Consider the following 19,527-nt stretch of genomic DNA (forward strand, 5'->3'; position numbering starts at 1 on the left):
CGATGCTCCCGCTCGCCTCACCCGCGCTCGTGCCGTTCACGACGGCGCACTTCGTGCTGGCCATCGACGGGCTCGCGTCCGTCAGCTTCAGCAAGTGCACCGGGCTCGCGGGTGAGGTCGCCGTCGAGGAGTACCAGGAGGGCGGCGAGAACCGCTTCGCCCATCGCTTCCCGACGCGGGCGTCCTTCCCCAACCTCGTCCTCAACCAGGGCGCCGGCCCGCTCCAGGAGCTGTGGGACTGGTTCTACGAGTTCCACGTGACCGGCGTCGTCACCCCGCGGGACGGGACCGTCGTGCTCATGAGCACCGTCGAGGGTGCCCTCGCGCCCGTCCGCGTGTGGGCCTTCACGCGCGGGTGGCCGGTCAAGCTCACCGGCCCCGACCTCGACGCGCAGAGCTCGGCCGTCGCCGTCGAGGCCGTCGAGATCGCCCACCACGGGCTCGTCCTCAAGAAGGTGGTCTGAGTGCCCGTCGTCATCGGGGAGATCGTCACCGAGGTCGTCGTCGCGCCGAGGACGGATGCAGCCGGGCCCGCCCCCGATGCGTCGCTCGACGACGCGGCCATGGAGGCCCTCGTGCGCCGCGCCGTCGAGCGCGTCCTCGAGGTGCTGCGGCGGGAGTGGGATCGATGAACCTCACCGCCACCCAGCTGACGAAGCTGACCATCGACGCGTACGCCGACCTCACGTTCGAGCAGCCCACCGGGCTGCGCTGGCAGGCGCTGCTCAACCCGACCGAGCTGTCCTTCTCGCGCAAGAACCTCTACCAGGCAACGCAGTCGGCGGGCACGTCCGCGCCGCAGCAGTCCTTCAGCGGCGGCGAGCCCGACCAGGTGCAGATCGACCTGCTGCTCGACGGCACCGGGGTGGTCGGCGAGGCCGGGGGCATCGGTGAGCTGCTCGACGCACTCCTCGCGCTGACGAAGTTCCAGGGCGACACGCACCAGCCCTACTACGTGCACTGCTACTGGGGGCGGTTCAGCTTCCGGGGGATCCTCACCCAGGCCGACGTGACGTACAAGCTCTTCGACCGGGCGGGAGAGCCGCTGCGGGCCACGGTCAAGCTCTCGCTCAAGGAGGCGCTGTCACCGCAGGAGGTCGCCGCCGAGGACCGGCCCGCCTCGCCCGACCTCTACCAGACGTGGCTCGTCAAGGACGGCGACGCCCTCGACGCCATCGCCGCCCGGGTCTACGGCGACCCGGCCTTCTGGCGCCCGCTCGCGGCGGCCAACCGGTTGACGAACCCGCGCGGCCTCACCACCGGACAGCTGCTCCTGCTCCCGCCGCTGGGGACGACCCGGTGACCGCGCCGACGACCCAGCGCGACCGACCGGCCTTCGAGGTGCGGGTCGGCGGGACGGCGCTCGAGCCGATCGTCGCGGCGGACGTCGTCGAGCTCGAGGTGCACGAGGAGGTCGGCCGGCACGGACGGCTCACGCTCCTCGTCCAGAACTGGGACGCCGACCAGCGCGCCGTGCGGCACAGCGACGACGGGCCGTTCGCCCCCGGAGCGGGCATCGCGGTCTCCGTCGGCTACCACTCGGACCTCACCGAGGTCTTCGACGGCGTCATCGCCTCGCTGACGACGCACTTCCCGAGCGGCAGCCCGCCGGTGCTCCGGGTCGAGGGCCGGTCGCGGTCCGTCCTCATGGACCACCCGCCGCGGTCGCGCCAGCTCGCCGACGTCACCGACGCCGACATCGCCTTCGCCGTCGCCGCCGACTACTCGCTCGAGACCGATGCGGCCGACGGCGTCACGCACACCTTCTGGGCCAGTGACCGGGTCAGCGACTGGGACGCCCTGACCCGTCGGGCCGGCGAGCTCGGCTGGGTCGTCTTCGTCCGGGGCACGAAGCTCGTGCTGCGGCCGCCGTCGGCCGCGCAGGACCCGCTCGAGCTCGACTGGACCCGGTCGCTCGTCGAGCTTCACCTCACCGAGGACCTGACCCGGGCCATCGACACCGCGGTCGGGGTCGGCTGGGACGTCGACGCCGCCGAGGCGACCGAGAGCGAGCAGAGCGCGAGCGCGGCCGACCTCAGCGTCGGTGACCGGCAGACGCACTCGGCCGCCGTCGGCGACGCCGGCTGGCCGCTGCGCGCCGAGCGCGTCGAGTCCGACGCGATCGGGGCCGCCGACGAGGCCGACGCGAGAGCCGTTGCCGCCCAACGACGCTCCGCGCTCGGGCACATCCACGGAACCGGCGTCGTGCAGGGCGAGCCAGGGCTGCGCTGCGACGGCTGGCTCTCCATCGCCGGCGTCGGACGACGGATGTCCGGACCGCACTACGTCACGGCTGCACGGCACCGGCTCTCGGCCCGGGGCTACGTCACCGAGTTCCAGGTGGGCTCGCCGCCACGGCTCGTGCCCCGCGCGGGGGGCGACGTCGGGTCGGCCCGGTCGGGYGACCTCGGACCGGCCCTCGGGCTCGGCGTCGTCGAGGCGCTCGACGACCCGGCCTCCCTCAACCGCGTCAAGGTGCGCCTGCCGTGGCGCAGCGACGGCGGCGACGGCGTCTGGGCCCGTCTCTCGAACGTCGACGCGGGCGACGGCTACGGAGCGGTCATCGTGCCGGCGGTGGGACAGGAGGTGCTCGTCGGTTTCGTCGGCGGCGACCCCGCACACCCCGTCGTCCTCGGCTCGCTCTACAACGGCAGCCAGCAGCCACCCTTCACCGTCGACCCGGACACGAACGCCGTGCGGGCCCTCGTCTCGCCGGACCAGCACACCGTCCGCCTCGAGGACGGGGACGCGAGCGCGGTCACCGTCAAGACCGGCAAGGGGCACTCGATCGTGCTGTCCGACAAGGACAGCGAGGTCGTCATCACCCACCAGGACAGCGGCAACGCGATCCGGCTGTCGGCCGACGGCATCGAGCTGACCGCGGCGCAGGGCGACATCACCCTCTCGTCGTCGTCCGGGACCATCTCGCTCGACTCGCTCAAGCTCGCCGCCAAGGCGTCGGGCCCGTCGAGCATCGAGAGCTCGGCGACCCTCGACGTCAAGGCCTCGGGATCCCTGGGGCTCAAGGGGTCCCTCGTCACCATCAACTAGCCGGGCACACCGGCCCACGAGCGTCACACCAGCGACAGCGCCAGACCAGCCAAGGAGGAGGAGACATGCCGGGGGCAGCACGCGTCGGTGACACCACCGCGCACGGGGGCACGGTCGTCGGACCGGGCGTCGCCACCGTGCTCATCGCCGGGATGCCTGCCGCCGTCGTCGGCGACATGCACGCCTGCGTCATCCCGCCGCCGTCGCACATCCCGGCCAGTCCGTTCGTCGCCGGCTCCGCTACGGTCCTCGTGCAGGGCCGACCCGCGCTGCGCGCCGGTGACGCCTGCGGCTGCGGCGCGTCCGTCGTCGTGGGCAGCCCGACGGTGGTGATCGGATGAGCACCACGGACTACCCGCAGGTCGGCAGCGGCTGGGCGTTCCCACCGCGCTGGGAGCGCTCGGGCGCCGACGCCACCGGTGCAGCCGGTGCCACCGGTGCCGCCGGGCCCGTCGAGCTCGTGACGAACGACGGCGCCGAGCACGTCGGGGAGGCGCTCGTCCTGCTGCTTCGGACGATGATCGGCAGCCGCGTCATGCGGCCTGACCTCGGCGCGGGCGTCGACCGCTACGTCTTCGAGCCGCGCACGTCGGAGGCCTGCCACCGGCTCGCCGACGACGTCCGCCGGGCCCTCGTGCTCGGCGAGCCGCGGGTCATCGTGGACGCCGTCGAGGCGGTGCCGGCCGGCGAGGCCGATGACCGGGTCGACGTCACCATCGAGTTCCGGATCGACCGGCACCGGCGGCCGACGAGTCTCGTCGTGCCCTTCTACCTGGCCGGTGCGTCATGACCGCTGGCGGGCGCACCCCCGAGCAGGTCGCCGCTGCGATGGCCGCCGCCGCGCGCCTGACGCCCTACGACACCGCCGGGACCTGGGCCGACGTGCTCTTCGCGACCGACGCCGACGGCGTGACGGCGCCCGCGCCGGCAGGTGCCCCCGACCGCGAGCTGCTCGCTGCCCTCGCCGCCGAGTACGCCGCCCTCGACGAGCACCTCGCGACGTTGCCGGAGCGCACCCGCCGGACGTGGCTCGAGGACCTGCTCGGCATCGGCCGGCTCCCCGCACTGCCCGACCGCGTCATCGCGCACGCGACCGTCGACCCCAAGGCGGCGCCTGCGGTGCTGCCTCCGGGCACGCCGCTGCGCGGCGGCAAGGACGCCTTCGGCAACGAGCGCCGCTACCTCACCCTCGACGCCCTGACGGCGCACGGCGCGGCCCTCACCGGAGTGCGGTCCTTCGCGCCCGGCGACCCCGTGCGCGCGCACGGGGTCGCGGCGGCGGCCCCGGACTTCCCGCTGCGACCCTCGGCCGGACCGGAGGCCACGCACTCCCTGCGGATCCACTCGCCGGCGCTGTCCTTCGAGGGCGGTGACCTGACCGCCGAGGTGACCTTCACGGGAGCGGCCGGCGCCGAGGGCCTGTCTGCGCTCGTGTGGCGCTGGTCGCGGGCCGACGGCACGACGAGCGGGACGACGGGCGGCCTGGCCTCCGGGTCGACCGTCACGGTCACGCTGACCGGTGGGTGCGGGGCACCGGACGGCGAGACCCCGTGGATCGAAGGCGTCGTCACGTCGGGGACGGCAGTGCCCGTGGGGTTCTCGTTCACCGGCGTCACGGTCCGCGTGACGGACCGGACGGCATACGTCCCGGAGGCGGCCTTCTACAACGACGGCGCGGTCGACGTCACCAAGGAGTTCCAGCCGTTCGGGGCCGTCGCGAGGCGCGGCGACGCGTTCTACGTGCGTTCGGACGAGGCGTTCGGCAAGGCGCTCGCGACCGTCGAGGTCGCGGTGCAGGTCATGCAGGAGGGCGGGGCGCCGCTCTCGTCGTCGGCCGGCGGCACGGGCATCCCCGTGTGGCTCGCCGACACCCTCAAGACGCAGCTGATGAGCATCAAGAACACTCTGGGGTCGCAGTACGCCTCCGTCGAGACGCAGTGGACGTCGATCTACGGCGCCGTCTCCACGACGACGACCCCGTCGGTCGTGTGGCAGCGACGCGAGGACGGGGCGTGGAAGCAGGTCGGGACGGCGTCGTCGAGCTTCGGCACGCTGTCGGCGCCGGTGAGCGGGTCGGCCGTGGCGTCCGAGACCTTCGCGGTCGCGGGTCAGCCCGGCCACTACCTCCGGGCCTTCCTCGCCCAGGGCGACTTCGGCTGGACCGACTACCAGGCCAAGGTCGCCGACTTCGCGACCCGCGCCGTGGCGGGATCGAGTCCGAAGCCGACGATGCCGCCTGTGCCGGTGCCTCCCATCGCGTCGGCCGTGACGGTGCGCTACACGACGACTCCGGTCGAGGCCACGCTCGTCGAGTCGAGCAGCGGCTGGCGGCGTCAGGGCCGCGTCGGCGGAGCAGCCGGTCGCTTCACGCCGTTCCGGCTCGTCGTGTCCGACCTCGGCGCGACGGCCATGGTCGCCATCGGGCTCGAGCTGCCCGACGCCGCCCTCGGGTCGAGCGTCTCGCTCTACCTCGACGTCGACTCCGCCTCGCCGTGCGGCAGCTCCGACACGGTCATGGCCTCTTGGCAGTTCTGGGACGGCACGACGTGGGCGCCGCTCGCCGTCGCCGACGGCTCGCACCAGCTCCGCGAGGCGGGTCTGCTCCGCTTCGTCGCCCCGCGCACGTGGGCCGCCGGCTGCGACGACCTGTCGGCCGACACCGGTCGCTGGGTGCGGATCGAGACCGACCAGCCGGACCGTCTGGGCGTGCTGCTCGCCGTGGTCGTCGACGCCGTCGTGGCCGAGTTCGTCTCCCGGGCGATCGATCCCGGCCTCGACCCCAGCTCGGCGGCGGCCCTCCCGGTGGGCACGATCAAGGGCACGCTCGCGCCGGTCCCCGGCGTCAAGAAGGTCACCAACCTCGCGTCCGTGCGCGGCCGTGCGCCCGAGACGGACGCCGACTACCTTGCGCGTGCCTCGGCGCGGGTGCGCCACCGGGACCGGGCCTTGACCCCGTGGGACCTCGAGCAGCACGTCGCGCTCGCGCTCCCCGAGGTGGCCGCCGTGCTGTGCCTGCCGCACACCGGCAGCGACGGGCTGCGCGCGCCCGGCCACGTCGGCCTCGTCGTCGTGCCGGACCGTCCGCTCGACGTCGCGCCCCGGCCGTCCGTGAGCCTCGCGGGCCGCGTCGTGGGCCTCGTGCAGCCCCGCGCGCCGATCGGCGCCGTGCTCCACGTGCTGTGTCCTGACTACCGTCCCGTCACCGTCGCCGCATCGATCCGGCTGCGCCCGGGCGTGGCGGCGCTCACGGGCACCCAGGCGATCACCGCGGCCCTCGAGCGGGTGCTGCACCCGACGGGAACCGTGCCCGTCCGCTGGGGCCGCGACCTCTACGCCTCGACCCTCATCGCCGTCCTCGAACGGCAGCCCGACGTCGACGTCGTCCTCGACTTCGCCCTGCACGACGGCTCGGGCGGACCTGTCGAGGTCGTCACCGTCGACCCGTGCCGTGGGCTCTACTGCTCGTCCGGCGACCACCACCTCTCGTGCGAGGAGCAGCTGTGAGTCCCAGAGCGGGCACCGGGCCGTCCACCCGGCAGACCACGCCGATCACGCGCTTCGTGCCCGTCGCTCCCGACGCGGACTGGGAGACCGTGCGGGCCCGGATGGTCGACCACCTCACCGGGGCGGCGACGCCCGACTGGACCGATCACAACGCCGCCGACCCGGGCATCACCCTGCTCGAGGTCCTCGCCTACGGGCTCGCCGACCTGCACTACCGGACCGCCGAGCGCCGCCTCGACGACTGGCCGCTCGAGGTGCGTGCCTGGGACGCCGACGCCGGGCGGCACTGGGACGCCACGCTTCCCGCCGGGCGATGGGACCCCGAGGCCGACCCCTCCGACCCGGCGCTCGCCGCCGCCGACCTCGCGCCGCTGTCGGCCCTGGCCGACGTCCTCGCCGCACCGGCGACCTCCGCGACGGTGCTCGAACCTCTCGTCCGTGCGTGCCGGTCGCGAGCCGATGCGGTCGCCCAGCTGTCGGCCGAGCCGTGGGCGAGCGCCGTCCGGGCCGCCGACCGTCCGGCGATGGTCGCGCTGATGCGCGCCCGGCTCGTGCGCCAGGTCGCGCAGGAGCAGGCCGGCGTCGTCGCGTCCGCCGTGGCAGCCGCGCAGGCGGCCGTGGTCGCCGCCGCCCCGCGACGGGCCGACCCCGACGCGCCGCTCGACATCGAGGCGATCGACGCCGCGGCGGCCGTCGAGCTCGCGTGGTCCCTGCCGCTCTGGGACGAGGAGGTCGTCGCCCTCGTGCGCCGTGAGCGGAGGCGACGGTCGCGCGAGGTCCTCACCGACGGCCTCGACCTCGTCCGCGCGACGACGGCCGACACCCTCGCGGCCACCCGCTCGGCCCTGACCCTCGCCGGACTCGACGCCGACGAGGTGACGTATGCCGTCGCGGCCGCCCCGCAGGCGGCGGGCCTGCTCCCCGAGGACCTCGAGGACGAGCAGGGCCGCTCGCTCGTCTGGCCACCGCACCCGGTGCAGGCCCTGACGTGCGAGCCGGTGACCGCCGACGACTACGCCCGGCGGGCGCGTGCCCACGCGGACGTCGTGCGCGCCTGGACGGTCACGGGCCGTTTGCCCGGCATCGCGTGGAACGGGCTGCCCACCGGCGCCATCGAGTCCGTCGCCGTCGACGAGCACGCCGCCGCGCTGACGCTCGTCGTCGAGAGCCGCACCGAGCCCACCACGCCGGCACGCCGTGACGCCTTGCTGCGCGAGGTCCTCACGACGGCCATCGGACCCGAGGCGGGCGCACCCTTCCCCGACTGGCGCGACGACGTCGACGACCTCGAGCCGCGACGCGTCGTCTGCGACGAGGTGGGCGCCAGCCTCCTCGAGCGGGCACCCGTCCTCGTCCAGGCGACGCTCGTCACCGAGGTCGGCGCCAACCGGGAGGCCGTCGTCGACGACGCCCGGGCCCGGATCGCCGCCTTCTTCGAGCGCGGTCGACCGGAGACCTTCGCCCCCACCCCGGCGCCGGTCGTCGACGGGCCCTGGCCCCGCCACGACCAGCCCACCCTCGGCTGGGTGCCCGGCGAGGCGGTGCGCTTCACCGAGGTCGTCGAGGCGATCGTCGGCAACCCGCTGGTGCGCGGCGTCGAGGACCTCGCGATGAAGGTCGAGGGTGACCCCGACTTCCTCGCGGCGAGTCACGGCTACCTGCCGATCCCGCGCAACGCGGTGCCCCGGCTCGCGGACGCCCGCTGCATCCGGGTGCGCTTCTCGCTGACGAGCCGGTGCGGCGATGCGTAGCCCGGGGCCGGCGGGCCCGAGCACCGCCCCCGCGCGCGGGCCCGACCACACCCGTCTCGCGTCTCAGCTGCCCGCCGTCTACCAGGAGGACGAGGCCTCGTTCGCCCAGGTCGACGCCTACCTCGGCCTCGCCGACGAGCTGAGCCACGCGGTCGTCGAGCACCTCGAGGACCTGCTCACGGCCCTCGGGCCCGACGCGACGCTGCGCTGGCCCGCCGACCTGCCCCTCGACGCGGGGGCCGCGGCCCTCGTCGCGCACCACCTGGAGACCTACGACGAGGTCGCGCGGTGGGCGAGCGTCACCTTCCCCACGAGCTGGCCGGGCACGGAGCGTGGCCTCCAGCAGCGACGCGAGCTCCTCGCCCGCTGCACCCGGCTGTGGCGCCGCCGCGGCACGCCGCGTGGCTTCCTCAGCTGGTTCTGCCTGTGGTTCGACCTGCCCGCGGCCGGCCGGCCCTACCTGCTCGAGCACTTCAAGGCACCGGGCGCCGGCCTCACCGCCGAGCCCTGGACCGCGACCCTCTTCGTCCCGACGAGCGTGCCCGTGCCGAGCACCGGTGACCCGTCGACGGCGAAGGGCTTCGTCGACTGGGAGCGGCGCGAGGAGGCGGTCGACTTCGTGCGGCGCTACGCCCCCGCGCACGTCGACCTGCGTGTCTGCTTCACCGACCCTGCGGTCTTCACCGACCTCGCGGTGCTCGCGTCCCCGCCGACGCTCCCGGCCACGCCCACGGCGGACGAGGTGACGGCATACGCCATCGCCGTCCAGCAGCAGCAGGCCGACCTCAACGCGCTCCTGTGCTCCGTCGTGTCGGTCGTGAGCCACGCGAGCGGCATCCACCTCTACGAGTGCATCGACGCCGGCCGAGGCATCGACCGCCTCGGCGTCGGCCTCCTGCCGACCGATTCGACGACGTGAGTCCCGAAGGGAAACCAGCGATGGCAGACAACCAGTACCCCGTCTTCGTGGACGGCCAGACCCTCACCGAGGCCGAGCTCAACGACCTCAGGGACTTCCTCCACCAGCGCGACCGCCTCGTCGGGCGCCTCGTCGGCTTCGGCGTCAACGCCGGGCTGAGAGGCACGGTCTCGACGCCCACGACCTTGGCCGTCGGGCCCGGGCTCGCGATCGACCAGCGCGGTGAGCCGCTGCTCCTCGGGGTGGAGCAGACGCTGCCCCTGCCGCCTGTCGCCGAGTCGGTGACCTATGACTTCGTCGACGGCACGGCCGAAGGGTTCAGCGTYGTCCTCGAGTCCACCGACGCGATCGAGCCCACCCCGGACTGCGGCGAGTCGGGCTGCGCCGGGCACGCCGAGCTGCACACGCGTGGGGTCGCGCTTCGCGTCGTCGCCGGTCGGGTGACCGGCACGCGGATGGACTTCGCGGCCGAGCCGCTGCTCAGCGTCGAGCCGATCCGGCTCGCCCTCGACTCGTCGCCGATCAATTCCTACCCGACCCTGCGCAACGCCATCGCCGCCCGGCTGACGAACGGCACCTCGCCCCTCGTCGACCCCACCCTCATCGCCAGGCTCCAGGCCACGTCGATCGCGAACTCCGACACGGCTGGCGTCAAGGGCTACAAGTGCGGCTGGCTCAACATGGTGCTCTTCGCGACCCTCGACCTGCTGCGCGTCCGCGCCCTGCTCGCGCTCACCTGGGACCGCGACACGACGCGACCCGGGGTCGTGCTCGGGTGGGTGCACCAGATCGCCAGCACGTGGGTCTTCGACTGTGCCTACCGGCACGCGTGGGAGCCGCCGCGGGGGTTCACCGAGGCCTTCCTCGGCGGGTCGTGCACCGACCCGGCGGGTGCCTTCCGCGACGAGGTCGAGGCGCTCCTCGCCGGCTACGCGCCGCCCGACCCGGCACCGGTCGGCGACCCCAAGCCGCCCATCGCCTGCCCCGTCGGCTCCATCCGCGTCGGCGACCGGTGCGTCAAGATCGTCTTCCCGCCCAAGGAGATTCCCGACAAGTGGCGGCACACGTGGGCCTTCGACCCGCGCGAGCCGGTCTGGAACCCGCCGATCAAGACCTGGGAGCGGCCCGACGTCGTCTACGAGCGGCAGCCCATCGACGTGCTCGGCGAGCAGGAGTTCCCGCTCACCGACTTCCTCGGCCACGACGCGAACGACGTCAGGACGGTGCTCGGCGGCTTCATCACGGGGCAGGGAGCCATCGCCGACGTCCGCGTCATGTCGGCCGGGGACGTCATGACCCTCGACGGCTACGCGCCCGCCGGTGGCTTCGCGGCCTCGGACTCCGTCGTGCTCGGCACCGACGCGAACGGCGTCGTCGTCTCGACGGGCCGCGTCCCGACCGTGCAGAACGTCCGGACCGTGGGGTCGGCGCTGCCGGCGGCCGTGGGCGCCGCGACCGAGGCGATGGCGGCGGCCACCGAGCTCCGCGGCCTGTCGACCGGCTTCGAGACCCGCCTCGGACAGCTCGACCAGTCGGTCTCCGGGCTCGGCGGCTCGATCTCGACGCTCCAGACCGACTTCACGTCGTTCCGCGGCAGCTTCGACGCGGTGACCATCACGAACCGCCTCGGCGAGCTCGAGTCCGGCATCAAACGGATCGACACGGTGCAGAACCAGATCGACGTCCTCGCCGGCAAGGTCGAGGTCATCTCGAAGTTCGGCGACGGCATCAAGCTCGACCCGAAGGTCGGTGGCGGCGGCGTCATCGCCATCGACCCGAACATCGGCACGCACGTCGGGGGCGGCGTCATCGGCGGCCCCGGCGGCGGGGGAGTGATCAGCGGTCCGGGCGTCGGTGGGATCGGTGGGATCGGTGGGATCGGCGGCGTCGTCGTCAAGCCGTCGGGGCAGGTCGACCGCGAGCTGGCCCAGGGGGTCGCCGACTTCGCGCGCACGACCGTGGACGCGCTGCGGTCGCTGCCCAACCCGCGCAACCGCAGCTTCAGCAGGTATGCCGCCGCGGCCGACCGCGCCCACGCCGCGCTCGCGCAGGCAGTGGCGCCACCGGACACGCCGGAGGAGGCGGTCGAGACGCTCGAACCCGCCGCCCTGACGGCGGCGACGCTCGAGGTCCTCGGCACGCTCCGGACCCTCGTCAAGGCCGCTGGCGTCCCGAAGGACGTCGGTCGGCAGCTCGACGCGCAGCTGCGTGACCTCGGGGGCCTGGTGCCGTGACCGACGTGGCCGTCGACATGCTGCGCCTGCGCGGGCCGGGCGCGCCACGACTCGCGCGCGTCGCGGCCACGACGCTGCCTGCGGCCCTGGACCGGGCCCTGGCCGACGTCGGCGACGTCCGTCTCGAGCACGTGGCCGTGACGCTCGACCTGTCCGTCGACGACTACGACGACGAGACGCTCGCAGTGTTGTGGGCCGAGGCGATCCGCACGCAGCTGCTCGCCGACGGAGGCGGGCGTCGCGACGTCGTCGCGCCGGGTGGGGATCCGGACGCGTCCCGGGGGCCGGGCTCCAGGCTGTCGCCGGTCGACGTCGCCACCGCGGCGAGGCTCTGGAGGGCAACGGCCGGTCCGCGTCCCGCAGCGCTTCCCTCCGCCGTGCTCGCCCTCGCCGACCCCCAGGTGGCGGCGTCGGCCCACCCGCGGCTCGGCGACGCCGAGTGGAAAGCCCTCGTCGACACGATCGAGAGGGCCCTTGCGCCGCAGGCACGTTCAGGCCCTGCAGCCGCGACGGACACGACGCCGTCACGGTCCCCGTCGGACCCGCCCCAGCTGCCTGACGCACCAGCGCCGGACGACGTGTCGACCGGCGACGCACCGACGCCGGAGGCCGTGGCGCCCGCGACGGCGCCGCGCCCTGTCCGTGAGGCCGAGGTGCTCGCCCGGCTCGCGGCCGTCGCCCAGGTCGCGCCCGAGGGCGGTACGCCTGTCGTGCTCGCCGACCTGACCCGGGCGGCCGGCCTCGTGCTGCTCTACCCGTGGCTCGCCGACCACTGCCGTCGTGCCGAGGCGCTGCATCCCCGGCTCGACCCGGTCGACGTACGCGAGCTGGCGCTCGCCGCCGTCGTCGATCCCGACGACCCGACGCTCGCCGACGACCCGCTCGTCCGCCTCCTCGCCGGGCGGCCACCCGGCGAGGAGGCGGACGGGCACCGAGCACGTATGCCGCTCAGCGGAGCCCGCGAGATCGCCGAGTCCGCGGACGGCGTGCTCGCCGGCTTCGCGGGACTGCTGCCGGGCTTCGAGCGGTCGAGCGAGTCCTTCGTGCGGGCGTCCTGGATCGTGCGCGCCGGACTGCTCGACACCGACCGCGACCCGGTGCTGCTCACCGCCGCGACCCACCCGCTCGACGTGCTCCTGCCGCGCCTGCCCTACCCGGTCGGCCTGCTCAAGCTGCCGTGGTCCCCGCCGGTCACCGTGAGGTTCCGGTGAGAGCCAGGCCCGAGCCGCTGTCCGGGACCTCCCGGGCCGCGGGCGGGTCGCCGGAGGTCGCCGAGCTGCGGGCGGCCTTCGAGATCCTCGACGCGCTCGTGGCCGTGCGCATCGAGGAGCGGCGGGGTGGCCCCGCCGGGCGACCGCTCGGCATCGAGGGCGACGGTGAGGGGCTGCCGTCGCTCGACCGCTTCGCCGGAGTGGGTCCGCTCGCCGAGCTCGTCACGCTCACCGGACTGTCCGCCGCCGAGGCGGTCATCCTCGTGGCCGCGGTCGCACCTCACGCCGACGAGCGCTTCGCCGTGCGCTACGGCGCCCTCACGGATCGCCCCTCCGTCGTCGGCCTGACCGGCGAGGTGGCCCGCACCCTCGTCGCCCGGTCGTTCCGCGGGCGGCTCGACGCCACCGTCCTGCTCTCGTCGCAGGGCCGGCTGCGCGCGCAGGGGCTGCTGTCCCTCGACCCGCCCGGCGACCTGTCCGGGGTGCTGCGCCCCGACCCGGCGCTGGTCGCCTGGCTGCTCGGGCTGCCCGAGGAGGCGCCGGTCGCGTCGGCGGACTTCCCGGCCCGCCCACTCACGACCGTCCACACCCTGGCCGACGTCGTCCTGCCCGCGGCGGCCCGCACCCGGATCGACGACCTCGCCGCCCGGATCACCCAGCGCGACACCGTCGTCGACGACTGGGGCTTCGGCGCTCACCACGACAACGCGAGCGGTCTCATCGCCCTCTTCCACGGGCCTCCGGGGACCGGGAAGACGATGACGGCGGCCGCACTGGCAGCGTCGGCCGGCCTCCCGGCATACCTCGTCGACCTCTCGGCGCTCGTGTCGAAGTACATCGGGGAGACGGAGAAGGCACTCGCCAAGGTCTTCGAGCGGGCAGCGCGCGAGCGCTGCGTCCTCGTCTTCGACGAGGCGGACGCGGTCTTCGGGGCGCGCACCGAGGTCGGCGACGCGCACGACCGTTACGCCAACCAGGAGGTGTCCTACCTCCTCTCCCGGGTCGAGGAGCACCCCGGGATCGTCGTGCTCACCTCGAACCTGCTCGCCAACATCGACACGGCCTTCCAGCGGCGCATCCACGTCATGGTCGAGTTCCCCGAACCGGGGCCCGGCGAACGCGAGCGGCTCTGGGCCGCAGTGGCGCCCGCGTCACTGCCGATGGACGCTGCGACCGACCTGCACGACCTCGCGCGCCGCTACCCGCTGACGGGTGCGCAGATCCGCGACGCGACGCTCGATGCCGCCTACCTCGCCGCGTCGAACGGCCGGGTCGTCACGACCGCGCACCTGCTCGACGGCATCCGTCGCCAGTTCGAGAAGGCGGGGCGGACGGTGCCACGGTGAGCACGCCGGTCACGACACGGGCGGGACCGGGTCCCGGCCCGGACGCCGAGCGGGCCGGGGCCGGCTCGACGCGGTCGCCGCGGGATGCCGTCGCGCCGAGGTCACCGGTCGGCGAGGGACCGCCCGTGCTGGGGAGCGTGCCGCGCCCGGTGGGCGATGCCGCCGTCGTCGCGCTCGACCCGGCCACGACCGCCGGCGGCCTGTCGGCCGTGCAGGCCGAGTGGGGCGTCGACGGTGGTGCGGTGGTGCTCAGCGGACGGGGGCCCTTCACCGAGCTGACGGGGCGCGCCGGCTTCCGGTCCGACGGGTCGCTCGACGGCAGCGTCGAGATGCGAGCTCGCGTCGGCCTGCTCGGCCTGCACCTCGGCGAGGCGACCTGGCGGGTCGAGGGCTGGGCGCCCGAGCAGCCTCTGGCGGCCCCGGCCGTGACGCTCCGCGGCACGACGCTCGGCGTCGACCTGCGACCCATCCCGGCGGAGGCCGGCTGGTCGGCGCCCGAGGGCGTCGACGCGCCCCGGAGCGGTGCGCAGGCGACGATCCACCTGCCGGGCGACGCCACACCGCCGGGACTTCCACTCACGCCACGCGTGGCCGAGGTCTACCGGGGACTGCTCGGCGTCGACGTCAGCGGCATCCGTGTCCACCCGGACTCCCCCGTCGCAGGCGCGCCCGCCTTCGTCACCGACGCCGACCTCTTCCTCGCGCCCGGCGTCTACGGCGTCGACAGCCCCGAGATGCTCGCCGTGCTCGACGCCGCGATCAGGGCCGCGCTGGGCGGCCTCTTCGGCGCCGTCACCGGGGAGCCCGCACCGCTCGTGCCAACCGCCCCGCCCGCCCCGGCGGCACCCCCGGCCGACACGACCGTGGTGCCGGCCACCGTCCCGGAGCCCGCCTCGCCGAGCACGGTCGCCGAAGGGGCAGCCGCGCGCACGGGTGAGGCACCCGCGGCCGGTGAGACCGCGGAGCAGGCCACCGCGGCGGTGGCCGGGGCGGGCGCGGCGGGCGCCGAGGCAGGGACCGCGGCGGACGGCATACCCGGCGGTGGCGCGGGGGAGCCGACGGCGGAGGGGGAGGCTGCCCCGGCGGTGGTCGAGCTGATCATGCCCGAGCCGCCCACGACCCTGACCCCCGCGGCCACGGCTCGCGGAGGGTCGGTCGCCGGGGGAGCGCGGAGCGCGGCCGGCGCGGCGCGCGACCTGCCGACAGCCGACGCCAACGTCGCCGACTCCCGCGGGGCCGTCACCGAGCCGGCCGTGGAGACGGCGGCCCGCGCCCGGGAGGAGCTCGCCGCCGAGCTCGGCGAACGGCCCGCTCCTAGCCCCGAGATCGTCGCCCTCTGCGAGCGCATCCGGACGGCGATCCGCGAGAACCGGCCCGAGGACGAGGACCAGCTCCTCGAGACCGACCCCACCCACGAGGCCCAGGCGGCCGGCGCCACGATCACGGGGTCCGTGGAGACGCAGACCGCGGAGGTGGGCAGCAGCTACGACGCGATGGGCTCACCCCCCGCGGGGACGCCCGCGCTGACCCCGACCCCGATCGCCGCCCCCTCGCCGACGTCCCCGGGGATGGGCGTCGACGCCGCGGGTGCCGCCCCTGACCCGATCCCGCCGGAGAACACCTCACTCGACGCCGATGTCGCCGCCACCGACCAGCGCATCGCCGACGCGGGCATCGACACCCGCGTCACGCAGGAGATCCCGGACGGGCCGTTCGCGGAGGCGCGCGCGGCGCGGGGCGAGCTCGGGGAGGCTGCGGCGCGGACGCCGCAGCAGATCCAGGCCGAGCAGCAGCAGGCCATCGACACCGCGCAGGGAGACATGGCGGCGCTGCAGCAGCAGGCGGTCGCTGCGATGCGTGCCTCGCGGTCCGGCACCGTCGGCGCCGTCGGTGGCGCCCAGGGCGGCATGGTCACCTCCGAGGAGCAGACCCGCGAGTCGGTCTCGACCCGCGCCCAGGGCATCTACGACCAGGCGCAGACGCAGGTCAACGCCCTGCTCGAGCCGCTGAGCCGCACCGCGATCGCCCGCTGGGACGCCGGCCTCGCCCGGCTCTCGCAGGACTTCCACGACACGCTCGACCGGGTCAAGCGCTGGATCGACGACCGGCACTCCGGCGTCGGCGGCGCGATCCTCGCCGTCGGCGACTACATCGGCGGCCTGCCCGACTGGGTGACGGACGAGTACAACCGCGCCGAGCGCGAGTTCGGCGACGGCGTCTGCACCCTGCTCACCGACATCTCGAGCGACGTCAACGGCGTCGTCGCCGCAGCGCAGGCCGTCATCAACCACGCGCGCGACGACATCGACACGGCCTTCCGGGCCATGGAGGCAGAGTTCCCCGAGTGGGCGGCGCAGGAGCGGGCGCGGTTCTCCGGGATGCTCGACGGCCTCAGCCAGCGCGTCACCGACGCCCAGACGAGCTTCGTGCGGGACGTGTCGCAGCGAGCCGTCCAAGCGGTGAACGAGGTGCATGCCGAGGCGCAGGCCCGCCGGGACGAGGCCGGCGGGCTCATCGGTCGGGTCGTCGCGGCCATCGAGGAGTTCATCGACGACCCGGTCCGCGCCATCATCAACGGGCTGCTCCGTCTCGTCGGGATCCCGCCGGCGGCCTTCTGGGCGTTGATCGCCCGCATCGAGCAGGTCATCTCCGACATCGCCGACGACCCCGAGAACTTCATCAACAACCTCGTCGCCGGGGTCAAGCAGGGCTTCGAGCAGTTCTTCGACCACTTCGGCACCCACGTGCTGCACGGCTTCTGGGACTGGCTCTTCTCCGGCCTCGAGACCCCGATCCCGATGCCCCGGGACTTCTCGGCGCGCTCGCTCTTCTCCTTCGCGCTCCAGCTCATGGGCGTCACGTGGCCGCGCGTCCGCGAGATCCTCGTGCGGCACATCGGGCCCACCGCGGTTGACGTCATCGAGGCCGCGTGGCAGCTCGTCTCGGTCCTCATCGAGCGCGGGCCCGAGGGGCTCGTCGAGCTCGTCAAGGAGCAGCTGACTCCCGAGAACATCGTCACCATGATCCTCGAGGCGGCCGTGCAGTACCTCGTGGAGACCCTCATCCAGCAGGTCGTCGTCCGCGTCATCGGGATGCTCAACCCGGTCGGTGCCATCGCCCAGGCCATCGACCTCATCTACCAGGTGTGCTCGTGGATCTTCCGCAACGCGGCGCGGATCTTCCGGTTCGTCGAGGCCGTCGTCAACGGGATGGCCGACGTCATCGCCGGCAACATCGGCGGCCTGGCCGCCGCCGTCGAACGCTCCCTCGCCTCGCTCATCCCGCCCGTCATCGACTTCCTCGCCGGCCTCTGCCACCTCGGTGGGCTGCCCGGCGAGATCGCCGATGTCATCACCCGCATGCAGGCGGTCGTCTACGCCGCGATGGACCGGGTCATCGGCTTCCTCGCCGAGCGGGGGCGGGCGCTGCTGGCGCGCATGGGGATCGGCGGCAACCCGGAGGAGGGTGGCCACAACGACGACACCGAGCTCGGCACGACGGTGCGCTTCAGCGCCGCCCACGAGGCGCACCGGCTCTGGTTCGAACGCAGCGGCTCGGGCGCGCACCTGATGGTGGCGTCCACCCCGACGACGATCCCGGACCTCATCGTCGAGTGGAACCGCAGGCTGGCCGCCGACGAGCCCTCCGACCCGGATCTTCGCTCCGAGGCCCGCAACCTCATCATCAACCTGCGCGGCGACGCGGCCACGGCCGACGCCGAGGCGAGCCGGCTCGTCGGCCAGTTCGACGCCGCGAGCCGGGACACGACGCACCAGACCGCCGCACCGGACGACAACGCCCTCGAGTCGAGTGAGCGCTCCATCGCGTCGACGCTGGACCGCCTCTTCACGATCTTCGGCGAGGGCGACCGAGCCCAGCAGATCGGCCAGATCCGGGCGTCGCTCCCGGTGAAGGGGCTCGAGCAGAGCGGGCTCGTCGTCCAGAGCTGGATGGCTCGGTTCATCGAGCCGACGAGGGCGAAGCCCATCGAGGGCGCCGAAGGGCCGGTCTGGAGTGCGGCCGACTTCACGGCGGATGCGCTCCAGCCCTCGGAAGTGTTCGGCTCCGGCACCAACCACGCCGCCCTGCTGAGCTTCTTCGAGGCCGGCGTCGACCGGCGCGGAGGCGCGGACTCGGATGCGTTCCGGTCCTACGCCTTCGAGAACATGTCGGCACCCCACCCGGTCCGTCGTAGGTTCCTCACCTCGCTCGGGTCACGCACCGCCTCGCAGCTGCGATCCCTCGGCACTGACCGCCTGACCGGCACGGGTGACAGCGACCTGCTCACCAAGGTCCGGAGCATCCGCTACAGCTCCAGCGGTGGAACGGGGTACGGATCGTTCGAGCCGTGGCCGAGCAACCCTGTGTCGGTTCTCGTCCACGGAGTGGTGACGAGTGCGGGTCCCCTCGAGGCCTTCCGCGCGTTCGTCCAGGGTTTGACCGTGGGAGCCGTGTCCTATGACGAGTTCCGCGCCGAGCTCGAGCGCGACCAGACGGCTCGGACCTGGGTGGCGGGCCAGATCCGCGACGTCCGGGCCGGCCAGCACGAGTGGCTCCCCGTCTCGATCGGCTACGAGGTGCTCCACCACGCGGTCGAGACGAGCCGGCAGGATCTGAGGCAGGCGCTCGGGTGGATCTCCCTCCTCGAGTCCCTGCGCAGCCCCACCAACGGGATCCTGTGGCGCATCACGAGGGACCCGATCCTCGTCCCGGGCGGTCCGGTGGAGGAAGGCACCCAGATAGGGGCGCAGGGGCACGTTGCCTCACTCTCACTCGAGCGGTTCAGACTCGTGCAGGACGGGCTCACCACGGGGACCGGAGACTTCCACGGCGCCCTGCGCACGTTCTTCCGCCAGAACCGCGGGCTGGAACCGGCTGCCTGGGTCGACGCGCTGCTGGCCCACCTTCCGTCGATCATGTGGACCGGGTCGAACGTCGCGATCCCGGGCGAGCTGCGCTCCAGACCGATCGGTGTCTTCTATGCGATGCCGTCCGGGGTGTTCGCGCCCGACCTGACGGTGGCGCAGGTGCAGGCGGAACAGCAGGCCCGGTGGGAAGAGATCCGAGCGGCTTTCCTCGCAGCGAAGGCAGGGATCCGGTGAGCGACGAACCCGACGACACGGCATACGGCCCCGGGACGCGGTGGGTCGCCCAGCGCACCGGGCGCACACCCGAGGAGCTGACGGCGTCACCGGCCGCGGCGGTGGCCGCGGTCGGCGACGCCGTGCGCGAGGTGGCGGCGCTCGCCGCCCGGCTCGAGTCCCAGGACCCCGAGGTCAGGGCCGCGGCGCAGGCGGAGGCCGACGCCCTGCGCCGGCAGGTCGAGAGCGAGCCGACCACGGGGGAGCGGTTCGGCTCGCGTGTCGCCCAGGTGCTCCGCGACGCCGCCGAGCGGCTCGACCGGCCACGCAGCTGAGCCCGGCCGCGAGGACACAGCAAGCTGCGCCCCGGCGCCGTCGCACGCGGGGACAGCCGGCCGGAGCGGGACTTGCTGTGTCGTGCGGGCCCGCG

Annotated in this window: 14 protein-coding genes; all 14 read left to right on the top strand. The window is 74.1% G+C overall.

Going from position 1 to position 19,527, the window contains the following annotated elements; genetic code table 11:
• Window positions 1–2: 2 nt before the first annotated feature.
• The 14 genes from AB4Y83_RS11690 (at window position 3) to AB4Y83_RS11755 (ending at window position 19,432) form a co-directional block, all read left to right on the top strand.
• Window positions 3–464 carry a phage tail protein gene (locus AB4Y83_RS11690; protein WP_056755764.1) on the top strand — a complete coding sequence of 154 codons (462 nt, stop codon included), beginning with the start codon at window positions 3–5 and terminating at the stop codon, window positions 462–464.
• Window positions 465–632 carry a DUF5908 family protein gene (locus tag AB4Y83_RS11695; protein WP_156415510.1) on the top strand — a complete coding sequence of 56 codons (168 nt, stop codon included), beginning with the start codon at window positions 465–467 and terminating at the stop codon, window positions 630–632.
• Window positions 629–1,303 carry a CIS tube protein gene (locus AB4Y83_RS11700; RefSeq protein WP_442274273.1) on the top strand — a complete coding sequence of 225 codons (675 nt, stop codon included), beginning with the start codon at window positions 629–631 and terminating at the stop codon, window positions 1,301–1,303. Before AB4Y83_RS11695 ends, AB4Y83_RS11700 begins: the two co-directional genes overlap by 4 nt.
• Window positions 1,300–3,051, top strand: a complete 1,752-nt coding sequence (locus AB4Y83_RS11705; RefSeq protein WP_442296975.1) for a phage baseplate assembly protein V — start codon at window positions 1,300–1,302, stop codon at window positions 3,049–3,051. The genes AB4Y83_RS11700 and AB4Y83_RS11705 overlap by 4 nt, the downstream gene beginning before the upstream one ends.
• Window positions 3,052–3,116: 65 nt before the next feature.
• Window positions 3,117–3,392 carry a PAAR domain-containing protein gene (locus AB4Y83_RS11710; RefSeq protein ID WP_442274275.1) on the top strand — a complete coding sequence of 92 codons (276 nt, stop codon included), beginning with the start codon at window positions 3,117–3,119 and terminating at the stop codon, window positions 3,390–3,392.
• Window positions 3,389–3,841, top strand: a complete 453-nt coding sequence (locus tag AB4Y83_RS11715) for a GPW/gp25 family protein (RefSeq protein ID WP_442274276.1) — start codon at window positions 3,389–3,391, stop codon at window positions 3,839–3,841. The genes AB4Y83_RS11710 and AB4Y83_RS11715 overlap by 4 nt, the downstream gene beginning before the upstream one ends.
• Window positions 3,838–6,555 (top strand): baseplate J/gp47 family protein, encoded by a 2,718-nt coding sequence (locus AB4Y83_RS11720; protein WP_442296976.1) that lies wholly within the window; start codon window positions 3,838–3,840, stop codon window positions 6,553–6,555. Before AB4Y83_RS11715 ends, AB4Y83_RS11720 begins: the two co-directional genes overlap by 4 nt.
• A complete protein-coding gene (locus AB4Y83_RS11725) occupies window positions 6,552–8,306 on the top strand; it encodes a hypothetical protein (RefSeq protein ID WP_442296977.1) in 1,755 nt (584 codons plus the stop codon). The genes AB4Y83_RS11720 and AB4Y83_RS11725 overlap by 4 nt, the downstream gene beginning before the upstream one ends.
• On the top strand, window positions 8,299–9,225 hold the full coding sequence (locus tag AB4Y83_RS11730; protein ID WP_442296978.1) for a hypothetical protein: 927 nt from the start codon (window positions 8,299–8,301) through the stop codon (window positions 9,223–9,225). Before AB4Y83_RS11725 ends, AB4Y83_RS11730 begins: the two co-directional genes overlap by 8 nt.
• 20 nt (window positions 9,226–9,245) lie before the next feature.
• A complete protein-coding gene (locus AB4Y83_RS11735) occupies window positions 9,246–11,459 on the top strand; it encodes a hypothetical protein (protein WP_442296979.1) in 2,214 nt (737 codons plus the stop codon).
• The gene (locus tag AB4Y83_RS11740) at window positions 11,456–12,670 is read left to right on the top strand and encodes a contractile injection system tape measure protein (protein ID WP_442296980.1); all 1,215 of its coding nucleotides are present in this window, start codon (window positions 11,456–11,458) and stop codon (window positions 12,668–12,670) included. Before AB4Y83_RS11735 ends, AB4Y83_RS11740 begins: the two co-directional genes overlap by 4 nt.
• Entirely contained in the window at window positions 12,667–14,016 is a 1,350-nt protein-coding gene (locus AB4Y83_RS11745) for an ATP-binding protein (protein ID WP_442296981.1), read from the top strand. The genes AB4Y83_RS11740 and AB4Y83_RS11745 overlap by 4 nt, the downstream gene beginning before the upstream one ends.
• The gene (locus AB4Y83_RS11750; protein ID WP_442296982.1) at window positions 14,013–19,118 is read left to right on the top strand and encodes a hypothetical protein; all 5,106 of its coding nucleotides are present in this window, start codon (window positions 14,013–14,015) and stop codon (window positions 19,116–19,118) included. Before AB4Y83_RS11745 ends, AB4Y83_RS11750 begins: the two co-directional genes overlap by 4 nt.
• Window positions 19,115–19,432: a hypothetical protein gene (locus tag AB4Y83_RS11755; RefSeq protein WP_442296983.1), complete on the top strand. Its 318-nt coding sequence runs from the start codon at window positions 19,115–19,117 to the stop codon at window positions 19,430–19,432. Before AB4Y83_RS11750 ends, AB4Y83_RS11755 begins: the two co-directional genes overlap by 4 nt.
• The last annotated feature ends 95 nt before the right edge of the window (window positions 19,433–19,527 follow it).

This window comes from Terrabacter sp. RAF57, from assembly GCF_052113925.1.
Lineage (GTDB): Bacteria > Actinomycetota > Actinomycetes > Actinomycetales > Dermatophilaceae > Terrabacter.

Coding starts and splice junctions, on each gene's coding strand:
- AB4Y83_RS11720 (WP_442296976.1), top strand. CDS start 3,838: ATGACCGCTGGCGGGCGCACCCCCGAGCAGGTCGCCGCTGCGATGGCC.
- AB4Y83_RS11690 (WP_056755764.1), top strand. CDS start 3: ATGCTCCCGCTCGCCTCACCCGCGCTCGTGCCGTTCACGACGGCGCAC.
- AB4Y83_RS11700 (WP_442274273.1), top strand. CDS start 629: ATGAACCTCACCGCCACCCAGCTGACGAAGCTGACCATCGACGCGTAC.
- AB4Y83_RS11715 (WP_442274276.1), top strand. CDS start 3,389: ATGAGCACCACGGACTACCCGCAGGTCGGCAGCGGCTGGGCGTTCCCA.
- AB4Y83_RS11730 (WP_442296978.1), top strand. CDS start 8,299: ATGCGTAGCCCGGGGCCGGCGGGCCCGAGCACCGCCCCCGCGCGCGGG.
- AB4Y83_RS11710 (WP_442274275.1), top strand. CDS start 3,117: ATGCCGGGGGCAGCACGCGTCGGTGACACCACCGCGCACGGGGGCACG.